Source organism: Chelatococcus sp. GCM10030263, assembly GCF_042666455.1.
Taxonomy (GTDB): Bacteria; Pseudomonadota; Alphaproteobacteria; order Rhizobiales; family Beijerinckiaceae; genus Chelatococcus.
Genome location: NZ_JBHTDB010000008.1, coordinates 61,895 through 73,978 on the forward strand (window position 1 = coordinate 61,895; position 12,084 = coordinate 73,978).

A 12,084-nucleotide genomic window follows, 5' to 3' on the forward strand; every position below is an offset into this window, starting at 1 on the left:
CCACACGAGCAACCGTGGAGGCCACTGTCGCAGCCCGGCCAAGCCAACGCCGGCAGCATGAGCGGCGGAATTTCCGCTCACCCTTGCAACCGTTCTAATGCGATAGAACAGCTGCACGCGCCGCTCCTCCGGAGATCGCCATGGCCATTTTCAACAGAAGGAACAAAACGTTGCCTTGACGGGGATTGACATCAATTCCCTTGCGTGAAACCGTTATAGTCACTCTGGACATTCGGCGCCGCAGACGGCAGAGGTTCGCATGCATTCTCGGTTGCTTGAAAGTGGGCAGGCAGCATCGGCACGCCATACCTATCCGCAAATGGACCCGGCGACCCTTGCAGCCCTCAACGCGAAGTTGATCGAGATCGTCTCGCTCCTACATCGGCAGGGGCTCTCGGCTGAACAGCTCACCGAGCTTACTTCGGCCGTCGCCATCCAGACGGCCAATGCCGAAAGACTCCACCGGTTTCCTCTGCGCAACGCGGACGAGCCTGCCTTTACCGTCTTCATGCCAGAGATGGCCGCCCGTGAGCGATGACGACATTGCCTTCCTGTCGATCCGGGCGCTCGGCGAGCAGCTGCGGACCGGCGCGATTTCGCCCGTCGAGCTGACACGGCTTTATCTCGCGCGCCTCGACGGGATTGGCCGCGCCATCAATGCGGTCGTGACGATCACGGACGAGATTGCCCTGCGCGAGGCCGAACTGGCTGAGGCGGAGCTGCGCAGCGGCCTCGACCGCGGCCCGCTGCACGGCATTCCCTATGGCCTCAAGGATATCATCGCCGCCGTCGGCGCGCCGACGACCTGGGGCGCTCAGCCCTTTCGCGACCAGACTTTCGCGGAGGAGGCGACCGTCACGCGAAAGCTGCGCGATGCGGGCGCGATCCTCGTCGCAAAGCTCGCCACAATCGAGTTCGCAGGCGGCATGGGCTACAATCACCCCAATGCCTGCCATACCGGCGCGACAGCCAATCCCTGGGATGTGACGCGCTGGACCTGCGGCTCCTCCAGCGGCCCGGCGGGGGCGGTGAGCGCCGCCGCCGTTCCCTTCGCGATCGGCAGCGACACGAGCGGCTCCATCTTATTTCCCGCCGCCTTCACCGGGACGGCTGGCCTGCGCGCAACTTATGGCCGGGTCAGCCGCTTCGGCGCCATGACGCTCTGCTGGACGCTCGACCGACTAGGCCCCATGTGCCGGACCGCTGATGACTGCGGTCTCGTGCTCGAGGCCATAGCCGGTCACGATGCCCGCGACCCGGCAAGCCTCGCGCAAAGCTATCGTTATCGCCGCCGAGACGTGCGCGACCGTGGCTTTCGCTTCGGCGTTATCGAGGGCGCCTGCGACAATGCGGATCGCGAGGTCGAACAGAATTTCAAAGCATCACTCGCCATCCTGAGCGAGATCGGCACCCTGGAAGAGGTGTCGCTGCCGGACTTTCCTTATGCCGAAGTCGCGCAGGTCATCAGCGCGGCGGAGTCCTATGCAGCCTTCGACGATTTCATCGCGTCCGGCGGCACCGCTGAGCTGACCGCGAAGAAGGCGAGCGGATTTCGCCTCGCCGGAGCCACGCTGCCCGCGCATGATTATATTCGCGCCCAACGGATCCGTCGCATCGTCGCCGACAGCTTCGGCCATCTCGCCGGCCGCTATGACGCCCTGCTCGCGCCGTCGCTCGGGGTCGTGGCCTGCGAGATCGACGAGGAATTCGAATATGGGCTGCCCCGCGGATCGGGACGCCCGCTCAACCTCGCCGGAACCCTGTCAGGCACGCCGACAATTTCCGTGTTCAACGGTCTCGGCCAGGGTAATCTACCGACAGGAATTCAGTTTGCCGGCGCAGCGCTCCAAGAGAATGCTATCCTCGACGCCGCACGAGCGCTCGAGGAACGGCTGGACCTCGGACATCTTCGCCCGCCGATCGAAATCGGCAACGCGGAGGCGGAATCGCGGGTGGTTGCGGAGCAAGGTCTGCTCCAGTGAGACGAGCCACGCCGCCGACAGCAAACAAAACTGCGCCGATCGCGGGGAGCGGCGCATCGGACGTTCGGGGCAACCGAAGGTCCAATCCAGCCGATACGGGGATACGGCGCCAACAACGAGGAGGGGCATGACCCCGTGAGCAGTTACGTTCTTCGGCGCCTCGTGTCCATCGTCGCGCTGGCATTCGGCATCAGCGTCATCGTCTTTCTGATCGTCCGCCTCATCCCCGGTGATCCGGCGTTGGTGATGCTCGGCACCAATGCGGGGGACCCTGCCGTTGTCGAGCGGCTGCGCGAACAGCTTGGCCTCCATCTGCCGCTGCATGTCCAATATTGGCGTTGGCTTTCTGCTCTATTTCAAGGCGATTTCGGCTATTCTTACGGCTATCAGCAGTCGGTCGCCTCGCTTCTTGCGGCGAACTTCCCAGCGACCATCCAGCTGACGATCGCCGGCCTCGGCCTGTCGCTCACCTTTGGCCTGGCTCTCGGCATCATCGCGGCGGTGAAGCGCAACCGCCTTGCCGACACGGTGACCATGGGCACGGCACTCGTCTTCATGTCCATCCCGAGCTTCTGGCTCGGTCTCTTGCTCATCCTCGCCTTCGCGGTGACGCTGCCGTGGTTCGACGTGGTCGGCGGGACCTCCCTCAAGGGTCTCGTTCTGCCCGCCGTCACGCTTGCCCTCGGCACGATCGGCTTCAACGCCCGCTTTATCCGCTCGAGCGTCATCGCCGCGCAGGTGCAGAAACACGTCGTCACCGCGCATGCCAAGGGCCTGTCGCGAGTGACCGTCTTCGTCCGGCACGTGCTGCGCAATGCCATACTGCCGATCCTCACCGTCGTCGGCCTGCAGGTCGGCCAGCTTCTGTCGGGAACGGTGATCGTCGAGACGGTGTTCTCTCGCCCCGGTATCGGGCGGCTGCTCGTCCAGGCCATTCTCGCCAAGGATTATATGACCGTGCAGGCCGTGGTGCTGATCATTGCGATCATCTATGCGCTGACCAATTTGATCGTCGATCTTCTCTATCCTGTTTTCGACCCTCGGGTCGCGAGCCGCTAGGGGGATGACAATGCAGCTCGAACCCGAACTGGCGAAGGCCGCCGCCCCTCCCACGGTCGACGTCTTCACCGAGACCATCGGCCCCAAAGTTCCGCGCTGGCGGCTTGTTCTCAGGGCACTCCGCCACCGCAGCCTCGGGCTTGGCTTTCTCATCGTCGTCGCCCTGACGCTGTTGGTCATCGCCGCACCGCTCCTCACGTCCATCGACCCGAATGCCCAGGACCCGATGGCGACCTTCGTGCCGCCCTCGGCGGAGCACCCCATGGGCACGGATGCCTTCGGCCGCGACCTCTTCTCGCGCGTTCTCTACGGCGGGCGCACGACCATGCTCGCGAGCCTCTTCGTCGTCGTGATCGGTGCGATCATCGGCACGGCGGTCGGGCTTGTCGCCGGCTATTTCGGCGGGGCCCTCGGCTTCGTCATCATGCGCCTGGTCGACCTTCTCCTCGCCTTCCCCGGCATCCTGCTCGCGCTGACGGTCACGGCGATCCTGGGGCCGGGGCTCTTCAATGGCGTCATCGCCATCGCCGCCATCCTGGTGCCGGTCTATGCGCGGCTCGTTGAGGGCGCGACGCGCGAGGTGCGCAACCTGCCTTACGTTGAAGCCGCCGTGACGCTCGGCGTCAGCTCCCGCAAAATCATCCTGTGGCACATCCTGCCGAACGTCATGTCCGGCGTCATCGTGCTGACCACTACCTGGCTCGGCATCGCCGCCCTGTGGGTCACGGCGCTCGGCTTCATCGGCTTGGGGGTACAGCCGCCAACGCCGGAATGGGGCGCCATCCTTAACGACGGCCAGAACTACATCACGCTCGCCTGGTGGATCACGGTGTTCCCCGGCGTTTTCCTGTCGCTCTTCGTCATCGGCGTCAATCTGGTCGGTGACGGGCTCAGGGACGAGCTCGACCCCACCCTCACCGGACAGTAGCCGCAGAGAACGGCCTTATGCAGTCGGAGTAGAAGTCATGTACAAAAAAGACAGAGGCGGATCCATGAAAAGTCTATTTCTCGCTCTCGTAGCGGCAGGGAGCCTGACGCTCGCCCCGGCTGCCATGGCCCAGACGCCGAACAAGAACGCCAAGCTGACGATCGGCTGGGCGGAGCCGATCGACACGCTCAACCCGGCAACGACCGGCGCCCGCAATGTCGGCCCGGTCGTAGCCAATATGTTCGACATGCTGGTCTGGTTGACGCCTGATTTCGAGATCACGCCGCATCTCGCGACGAAATGGACAGTCTCCGACGACGGCCTGACCTATACATTCACCTTGCGCGAGGGCGTGACCTTCCACGACGGCACGCCCTTCGACGCCGAGGCCGTCGTTGCCAATATCAACTACATCACCAACAAGGAGACGCAGTCGAAGATCGCGCTCGGTCTCCTCGGCCCCTGCGGCTCGGCAAAGGCGCTCGACAAATATACGGTCCAGTTCACCTGCTCGGCGCCCTATGCGCCCCTCCTCGCGCAACTGGGCGAGCCCTATCTCGGCATGCAGTCGCCGAAGGCCATCGCTCAATACGGCAAGGACCTCGGCCTGCACCCGACTGGCACCGGGCCGTTCCAATTCGTGAGCTACTCGCCGAACCAGAGCCTCGTCCTGAAGCGCAACGAGGCCTATAACTGGGGCCCGGCGGCCGTAAAACATTCGGGGCCTCCCAATATCGCGGAAGTCACCTTCCAGATCGTTCCCAATTCCCAGGCCCGCGTCAGCCAGTTCCTCAGCGGCCAATCGCAGATGATGCAGCAGACGCCGGGCGTCTACTGGAATTCGCTGCAAAAGCAGGACAAATATACGGCCATCCCGGTGCCGATCAGCGGCCTGGGCATCTTCTCGCCCATCAATGCCTCGAAATTCCCGACCAACGACATCGCCGTCCGCAAGGCGATCCTGCACGCCATCGACAAGAAGGGCGTCATCCAGCTGGCGGAAGCCGGCGTCTTCCCGGTGCACAATACGCCGCTGCAGAAGGGCATGACGGGCTATGATCCGTCGCTCGAGGATGCCTATCCCTATGATCCGGCCAAGGCCGAAGCCCTTCTGAAGGACGCCGGCTGGACGAAGAACGGCGAGTTCTGGGAGAAGGACGGCAAGCGCCTCGCCTTCACCATCAACGCCATCGCCACCGTGCCCTCCTACCCGCTGCTCTCCCAGGCGATGCAGGGCTATCTGCGCAAGGCCGGCATGGACGTCTCGGTGCAGCAGCTTGCGGTACCGGCCTGGCTCGCCTCCAACATCAACGGCGAGACCTCGATGGCGCCGCTGCAGTATATCGGCGTCGATCCCGATGCGCTGCATTTCTGGTTCTTGCCCGGCGAGTACTTCAACTGGAGCAAGTTCTCCGATCCCAAGCTGACCGACCTCATCAAGGAAGGACAGAAGGAGCGGGATCCGGCAAAGCGCGCCGAGATCTATCACCAAGTCCAAAAGATCATCATGGACAACGCGGTGATGATGCCGATCCGGCAGAACATCGACCTCGTGATGACCACGAAGAAGCTGACCGGCGTCACCTATATGGGCGGAGGTTTCGAATATCTTCTGCCCGCGACCCTGTCCGACTGATCCGCTTTCCGGCCGCCCCGCGGCCTTGTTCCAAGGAGTTCGTTTCGTGACAACGCTCATCCGCGCAGACAGGCTGATCGACGGCACCGGTGCCGCGCCCATCAAGGACGCCGTGCTCGTCGTCGACCAGGGCAAGATCGTCGGTGCCTTTCAGGGCACGCCGCCGGAAGGGCTCGTCGCGGCGAATGCCGAGATCCTCGATTTCCCCGGCTGCACCATCATGCCGGGGATGATCGACACCCATGTGCATCTCAATCTTCCCGGCGACGGCACCTCGCTGGAAGATGCGGTGCGCGAGCCGGAAGGCGTGCTCGTCGCGACTTCCGTCTTCACGGCCGCGACGGCGCTCGCGGCCGGCATCACGACGGTGCGCGACGTCGGCGCCTACGGCACGACGGCCATCGACCTGCGCCGCGCCCTCGAGCTCGGCCTGGCCAAGGGACCGCGCGTTCTCGCCTGCGGCCAGCCGATCACCATCACCGGCGGCCATACCTGGTATTTCGGTGGCGAGGCGGACGGCGAGGATGCCCTGCGCCGCAAAGTGCGCCACATGGCCAAGATCGGCGCGGATTTCATCAAAGTCATGGGTAGCGGCGGTGGCACCGTGAACACCATGTCCTGGCTCCCCGCTTATCGCCTTGAGGAGATGATGGCGCTCGCGGACGAGGCCCATCGCCTCGCCCGTAAGATCACCGTGCACTGCCTCTGCGCCGAATCCATCGACTATGCCGTCGATGCCGGCGTCGACCAGATCGAACATGCCGGCTTCCTCGTCGACCGCAGCGGCCGGCAGGAATTCGTTCCGGCGGTTGCCGAGAAGCTCGCGCGCTCAGCCATTCCCGTCACCGGCACGCTCGCGGTCGGCGGCGCCGTGGTGAATGTGATGCAAGCCAAGGAGAAGCGCACGCCCGACGAGGAGGCGATGCTCACCCGCTGGCTCAAGATGCTCGAGGACAATCTGACCCAGTTTCGCAAGCTGCGCGAGGCGGGCGTTTCCTTCGTCGCCGGCACGGACGCCGGCTGGCGGTTCACGCCTTTCGACGGCCTGCCGCTCGAGCTCGAGCTCATGCACCGGGGCGGCATGCCGACCATGGAAGCCATCGTCGCCGCCACGGGCTTCGCCGCCAAGGTCATCGGCATCGATGACAAGGTCGGCACCCTGACGAAGGGCCTTGCCGCGGATGTCATCGTGGTCGGCGGCAACCCGCTCGATGATCTCGCCCAACTGCGGGATCTGCGCCTCGTCATGCAGGCCGGCCGCGTGCTGAACGGAGCCAAGGCACCAGAAGGCGCGCGCCAGTCCTGAGCGTGACGGCCGGCGGCCTTATCGGGCCGCCTGCCATGCCACCGAGAGGACCGCGGCGCCCACGGGCGACCGTCCCTGAAACGAGGCACCCGATGCTCGTCATCCACCATCCCGACCAGGCACTGCACGATCCGGAACTGGTCTTCCGCACCGGCCAGTTCATTCCGCAGCCCGATCGCCGGGAGCGTTACGAGATCTTTCAGCGGGTCATGCAGGAGGACGGGCACGCGGTCGAGACCGCGCCCTTCGGGCCGCTCGATCCGATCACCGCGGTGCACGACCCGGATTACGTCACTTTCCTGCAGACGGTCTATGCGCGATGGTCGGCCAGTCCGGGCTATGGACCGGTCGTCATTCCCAATGTGCATCCGACCCATCGCATGCATCACAAGCCGACCGAACTGCTCGGCGAGCTCGGCTGGTATTCGAATTCCACCTCCTGCCCGATCACGGCGGATACCTGGCCCTCCGTCCATGCGAGCGCACAGGTGGCGATCCACGCCGCCGACAGGCTGTCGGGCCTCCCGGCCGTCTATGCCATGTGCCGGCCGCCGGGCCACCACGCTTATCCCGACTTGATGTCCGGCGCCTGCTTTCTCAACAATGCGGCCATCGCAACGCATCGGCTGACCAAGACCTTCGGCAAGGTGGCGCTAGTCGATATCGACGTGCATCACGGCAACGGCAGCCAATTCATCTTCTATGAGCGGGCGGATGTACTCTTCTGCTCCATCCACGTCGACCCGCGGCTCTCGGCTCCCCTCTATGCCGGCTATGCCGACGAAATCGGCGAGGGCGCCGGCAAGGGGCTGAACTTCAATCAACCGCTGCCCCTGGAGACGCGCGACCCGGAATGGCTCGCGGCCATCGACGAGGCGCTTGCCCGCGTTCAGGGCTTCGCCCCGGGGGCGGTCGCCGTCTCGCTCGGCTTCGACGCGGCCGAGCACGATCCCGTCGCCACCTTCAAGATCACCAATGCGGGCTTCATGGAGGCCGGCCGGCGCTTTGCCGCGCTCGACCTGCCAACCCTACTTGTGCAGGAGGGCGGCTATCTCAGCCCGCATCTCGGCAGCTACCTGCGCAGCTTCTTTCAAGGCTTCGCCCGTCAATCGTCCTAACCCGCGAATGGACCTACCCCCATGAAGACGCTACCGCCCCTGAAGACCGGCAAAGCCCGGACGGAATTCGGCCATGTCCGGCCGCTGGAGGATGACGCGGAGATCCCCTTCGCGATCATCGAGAGCGCCGAGCCTGGGCCTTGCCTCGTCATCACGGCCGGCGTCCATGGCTCCGAGTTCTGCACGGTCGAGGCTGCCGTCCGCCTGATGCAGACGCGGCCACAGGATATCAAGGGCACGCTGGTCGTCCTGCCGATCGTCAATATTCAAGGCTTCCATAAGCGTAGCATCTATGTGATGCCGCAGGATGGAAAGAACCTGAACCGCATGTTCCCCGGTAATGCCGATGGCACGACCAGCGAACGTCTGGCCCATTGGCTCGTCACCAATGTCTATCCCCAGGCCGATGCTTACATCGATCTACACGGCGGCGATCTCGACGAACAGCTTGCGCCGTTCACGATCTTTCCGGGCAGCTCGGAGAAGTCGAAAGAGCTCGCCGTTGCCTTCGGTCTCCCGACCCTGGTCGCCTCGGCCCGTGGCGGCGGCACGATCCACGCGGCAGCCGCCTTGGGCGTGCCGAGCATTCTGCCGGAGGTCAGCGGCAACGGCCTCTGGGGCGAGCAGACGGTGACGCAAGTCACGGACGGCGTGCGCCGCGTGATGCGCCATATCGGGATGGTATCGACCGCGACCGCGCCCGCATCCGAGGCGACGAAGATCGTCAGCATGTGGGTTCCGGCGGCCCCTCACACCGGCCTCTGGTATTCGCACAAGGAGGTTTCGGACAAAGTCGCGAAGGACGAAGTTCTCGGCGAGATCAAAGGCGTTTTCGGTGAGGTCCTGGCCACCATTCGCTCGGAACAGGAAGGCTTCGTGCTCTACCGGCTGACAAGCCTTTCGGTGAACCAGGGCGAGGCGCTCATCGGCATCGGCACATCGCTTTAAAGGAGCAGCCGGCAAGCAGCTTTTAGCGCTGCTCGCCGGCCCGTTTCGACGCGTGCTGCTTGCGCGGTGCTCAGCACCTTCAGCATCGATTGAGCAGCGCGACGACAACCGTCTGTCGCTCATCGCCTCGATCTCAGGACCGGTATAGAGCAGGCGCCGACCGGTCCGCCAAAATCCCGGTCCCGAATCCTTCTGCCGCCGCCTGTATGCGCAAAGCGTGCTAAGTCGTCTTAAATAACAGCTTCATTCCGACCTCCAGTCGTAGTGACGGCCATCTCCACTAGACAAGCGCGCGGCGGGCCGCCGTAGAGTTTGTCCTGTTCTGTGCTTGTCGCGTTAGCCGTATCCGGGGATTCTTTTTGAGACAAACTACTTGAGGTTTTAGCATATATGATTGTGTTTATTTTCCCTTCGAGTATGTAAAATTCCAATAAATTATGAGATATATATAGAAGAAAGGAACTTCTATAAGAAGCCTATAAGACGATTTCTGTTCTTTGCTCCGAACGAATTGGGAAAGCCTGAGCTTTCGCGCTGACCCCGAAGCTGCTTTACGAGCCGCACCCGCACCGCTCGGACCGCAACGGACGGCTGAAACTGCCAATCAAAACTGTCTGTATAGTTAATCGTAAACACAGGCATTGTCTTCAGACCAATTCATTCAATTTGAATTTCGATCTTTCCGGTGGTATTCTGCTGCACCTCGGCTCGTGAGGGAGGCGTTCATGTCTATGCGGACGATTGGTTTCTTAGCTGGCGCGGCGATTTCTCTAATTTGGGTTTGTGCAGTGCCGGCACAGGCGCTGACCATGCAGGAGTGCAGTGCGAAGTATAAGGCAGCCGAGGCTGCCGGCACGCTCAACGGCATGAAGTGGAACGACTTCCGCAAGGCCCAATGCGGCAGCGATGCCTCCGCGGCTGCGCCGGCCGCAGCAAGCACGGCGAACCCCGGCGCACCGGCGGCCGCGCGGAGCGCCGCAGCTCCGGCCGCGGCCACGACCAATTCCGGCAGTGTCGTCTTCCCGACATCGGTCTCGACGAAATATGCCGACCAGCCGGCGAGCAAGGCGCGAATGCATACCTGCCTAGACCAGTACAAAGTCAACAAGGCGAGTGGCGGCAATGGCAGCCTGAGGTGGGTTCAGAAGGGCGGGGGCTATTACAGCGAATGCAACAAGCGCCTGAAAGGCGCCTGATTTCGCAGCTGGCGGCAAGTCTGTCGGCCGATTGCGATCCTCGTATCGGCCCGACGCATCCTGTCTTGGAGAGGAAGCATCCATGGGACTGCTCGACAATCTTTTCAACCAGGCCGTTCCGGACGGCAATATCGCAAAGCCCGCGATGATCGCGCTAGGCGCCTTGCTCGTCGGCAAGATGCTGACCTCGGGCCAGAGCGCCCAGCCTGCCGCCGACCCGCAAGCGGGGGATTCTGCCACCGCAGCCGCTCCGAGCGGAGGAGATCTCGTCAGTGGTCTCGGCGGCCTTCTTCAGCGCCTGCAGGATGCCGGCCACGGCGACACGGTGAATTCCTGGGTTGGAACCGGCCAGAACAACCCCATTCATCCGGACCATCTCGGCGCTGCGCTCGGTCAGAACACGGTGAGCGATCTGGCACAGCAGGCCGGCGTCAACCAGCAGGAGCTTTTGAGTGTACTGGCCCAGGCGCTACCGGCCCTCATCGACCGGTTCACGCCCAACGGTCGCCTGCCGACCTCGCAGGAAGCGCACGCGCTCGTGCAGCAGTGAGCCCCTGAACAGACCAAGCGTCACCCTCAAGCAAAAGGGCTATACGATGTCGGTTATCGGATGGATCGTGCTCGGCCTGATCGCGGGCTACCTCGGCAGCAAAATTGTCAACAAGAGCGGTCAAGGCGTCCTGCTCGACATCGTTCTCGGCGTCGTTGGCGCGATTGTCGGCGGTGTTCTGTTCACGTTCTTCGGCATGAGCGGAGTGACGGGCTTCAACATCTACAGCCTGATCGTCGCCGTCATAGGCGCCGTCGTGGTGCTTTGGCTCTATCACGCGGTCACCGGCCGGCGTTCCGTCTGAGCCATCTCAGCCGGCTGCTGTGACAGCTTTCCGATAGCTGCGGCGGCGGAGCATTCCTTCGCCGCCGTCGGCTTTCGCAGGCGACAGTTCGCGCCGGTCAGCCTTCGCGTCAGCTCGCGATCGGCGTGCCGACGCCGAGCAAGGCCTCGCCCTTGTTCACGGAGAGGCTGGTGAGCCGATAGAGCACGAAGCCCTCCTTCTCGGAGCGCACGGTCGCCAGCACCGTACCGAACACGTCGCGGATCTCGCCGAGGACGTCGCCGATGGCAACCGGATCCGGAATTTCCTTGGCTGCATACCACAGCCCGTCGACCGGTGCCGACGGCACCCACATGGTGACGAAGCGCGGCGCCTCTTGCGGAGCAGGCTTCACCGGCCCGGCGATCATGCCGATATGCTGCATCACGCGCTCGACGCCCGCCGTCATCTCGCCGACCGTGGCCTCGCCCCAAAGGCCGTTGCCGCTGACCTCCGGCAGGATGCTCGGTACGCCGACCTTGTAAGCCGCATTGACCGTATAGCCCTCCCCGCCCGCGGCGATCGCCACCGGAATGCCGAAGGCGACTGCAAGTGCTTTGGAGCGCTCACAGGCAGCCGGATAGATGGTGAAGGGCGCAAGGGACTCGTCGAGATCGCCGCCGTGCATATCGATATAGGCATCGGCCTGCGGGAAGACATTGGCCACCAGCCAGTGGGCGAGCCGTTCGCTGGTCGAGCCGTCGGGCTTGCCGGGGAACATGCGGTTCAGGTTCTTGCTGTCCTCCGGCATGATATAGATGCTGCGCTTCTGAAAGCCCTTCACATTGAGGATGGGAAGCACGACCAGCGTGCCCTTGATCTCCTCGGGCTTTGTCTTGAGAAGTCTGAGCGCCGTCTCGATCGAGCAGAATTCCGAGCCATGGACGCCCGCCGTGACGAGCAGGCACGGTCCGGGCTCAGTGCCTTCGATGATGCCGAAGGGGATCTCGAGATCGTGCGTCGGCTGGACATGGCCTTTTTCGACACGCGGCTTTCCAGTGCGGAAGGGCGGAAGTGAATTCATGGCTGGTTCCTTGTC

Annotated in this window: 12 protein-coding genes; 11 read left to right on the plus strand and 1 reads right to left on the minus strand. The window is 63.5% G+C overall.

Annotation, left to right across the window (positions count from 1 at the left end; translation table 11 throughout):
* The first annotated feature begins 259 nt into the window (after window positions 1-259).
* From ACFQU1_RS17830 to ACFQU1_RS17880, 11 genes are all read left to right on the plus strand, one after another.
* Window positions 260-538: a hypothetical protein gene (locus tag ACFQU1_RS17830; RefSeq protein ID WP_378135099.1), complete on the plus strand. Its 279-nt coding sequence runs from the start codon at window positions 260-262 to the stop codon at window positions 536-538.
* A complete protein-coding gene (locus tag ACFQU1_RS17835) occupies window positions 528-1,982 on the plus strand; it encodes an amidase (RefSeq protein WP_378135101.1) in 1,455 nt (484 codons plus the stop codon). Before ACFQU1_RS17830 ends, ACFQU1_RS17835 begins: the two co-directional genes overlap by 11 nt.
* A 135-nt stretch (window positions 1,983-2,117) precedes the next feature.
* Window positions 2,118-3,041 (plus strand): ABC transporter permease, encoded by a 924-nt coding sequence (locus tag ACFQU1_RS17840; protein WP_378135103.1) that lies wholly within the window; start codon window positions 2,118-2,120, stop codon window positions 3,039-3,041.
* A gap of 10 nt (window positions 3,042-3,051) precedes the next feature.
* On the plus strand, window positions 3,052-3,969 hold the full coding sequence (locus ACFQU1_RS17845) for an ABC transporter permease (protein WP_378135105.1): 918 nt from the start codon (window positions 3,052-3,054) through the stop codon (window positions 3,967-3,969).
* A gap of 64 nt (window positions 3,970-4,033) precedes the next feature.
* Complete coding sequence (locus ACFQU1_RS17850) at window positions 4,034-5,605, plus strand: ABC transporter substrate-binding protein (protein ID WP_378135107.1); 1,572 nt, start codon at window positions 4,034-4,036, stop codon at window positions 5,603-5,605.
* A gap of 46 nt (window positions 5,606-5,651) precedes the next feature.
* The gene (locus ACFQU1_RS17855) at window positions 5,652-6,911 is read left to right on the plus strand and encodes an amidohydrolase family protein (protein WP_378135109.1); all 1,260 of its coding nucleotides are present in this window, start codon (window positions 5,652-5,654) and stop codon (window positions 6,909-6,911) included.
* Between the two features lie 92 nt (window positions 6,912-7,003).
* Entirely contained in the window at window positions 7,004-8,029 is a 1,026-nt protein-coding gene (locus tag ACFQU1_RS17860; RefSeq protein ID WP_378135111.1) for a histone deacetylase family protein, read from the plus strand.
* Window positions 8,030-8,050: 21 nt separating this feature from the next.
* Window positions 8,051-8,977, plus strand: coding sequence for a succinylglutamate desuccinylase/aspartoacylase family protein (locus ACFQU1_RS17865; protein WP_378135113.1), 927 nt, complete (start codon window positions 8,051-8,053; stop codon window positions 8,975-8,977).
* A 725-nt stretch (window positions 8,978-9,702) separates the two neighbouring features.
* Window positions 9,703-10,173, plus strand: a complete 471-nt coding sequence (locus tag ACFQU1_RS17870; RefSeq protein ID WP_378135115.1) for a hypothetical protein — start codon at window positions 9,703-9,705, stop codon at window positions 10,171-10,173.
* 82 nt (window positions 10,174-10,255) lie between these two features.
* Window positions 10,256-10,723 carry a YidB family protein gene (locus tag ACFQU1_RS17875; protein ID WP_378135117.1) on the plus strand — a complete coding sequence of 156 codons (468 nt, stop codon included), beginning with the start codon at window positions 10,256-10,258 and terminating at the stop codon, window positions 10,721-10,723.
* Window positions 10,724-10,769: 46 nt separating this feature from the next.
* Entirely contained in the window at window positions 10,770-11,027 is a 258-nt protein-coding gene (locus ACFQU1_RS17880; RefSeq protein ID WP_378135119.1) for a GlsB/YeaQ/YmgE family stress response membrane protein, read from the plus strand.
* 109 nt (window positions 11,028-11,136) lie between these two features.
* Here ACFQU1_RS17880 and ACFQU1_RS17885 read toward each other — a convergent pair whose 3' ends face one another.
* Window positions 11,137-12,069: a succinylglutamate desuccinylase/aspartoacylase family protein gene (locus ACFQU1_RS17885; protein WP_378135121.1), complete on the minus strand. Its 933-nt coding sequence runs from the start codon at window positions 12,067-12,069 to the stop codon at window positions 11,137-11,139.
* Between the last annotated feature and the right edge of the window lie 15 nt (window positions 12,070-12,084).